Here is a 712-nt window from a genome sequence, read left to right on the forward strand (position 1 = left end):
GGCGCTGTCGCAATCAGACCATTGGTGAAGGTTAAGGTATCGGTACTTTCGTTGCCGAGGTAAAGCGCTCCAGAAGTACTAAACGTCACTGCATTTGTAATGGTGGTTGTAGCGCCATAAAGATTGAGCGCAAAGTTACCACCACTATTGCTAATGGCTGTGGCGTACAGATTGTCGGAGAACTGAATCGTGCCAGTAGTTGCAGTCAAAACAACACTAGCGATTGGATCAGCACTTGCTCCCACTGCCCCACTAAAGGTGGTGCCACCCGAGTTGGTAATCGTCAGAGTACCGATATCGGTGCCGATGGTGCCGCTCACGGCTACTACACCAGTGGTATTGATTGTCAGGTTAGAAGCGCTACCTGAAGCGGTACCTGCTACTGAGCTTAAATTGATTGCATTAGCCCTTCCGGTACCAATAGTCAAAGTCACGTTATCGGCTAAGGTAGTAGCGCCCAGACTAATCGCACCAGTAGCTGTGCCCCCTATTGTGGTGGTGGCCAAGATGCTGACTGGGGTAGTGCCTAGATTAATTGCGCTAGTCGAGTTATTAGCAGCAATCGTGCCAGATAAATACTTCGTACTTGGCGCTGTCGCAATCAGACCATTGGTGAAGGTTAAGGTGCCAAGAGCAGCGCCTAGCGTTAAGGTACCTGTATTACTAAAGGTAGCAAGGTTGGTGATCGTGCCAGAACCTGCGTTAAGTGCCA

At 49.9% G+C, this 712-nt stretch carries 1 pseudogene; it reads right to left on the bottom strand.

Features of this window, described 5'->3' with window-relative positions:
- Nucleotides 1–712: pseudogene (locus tag ICN29_RS10630) on the bottom strand (hypothetical protein); the annotation flags it as partial.

This window comes from Polynucleobacter nymphae (assembly GCF_018882155.1).
Lineage (GTDB): Bacteria > Pseudomonadota > Gammaproteobacteria > Burkholderiales > Burkholderiaceae > Polynucleobacter > Polynucleobacter nymphae.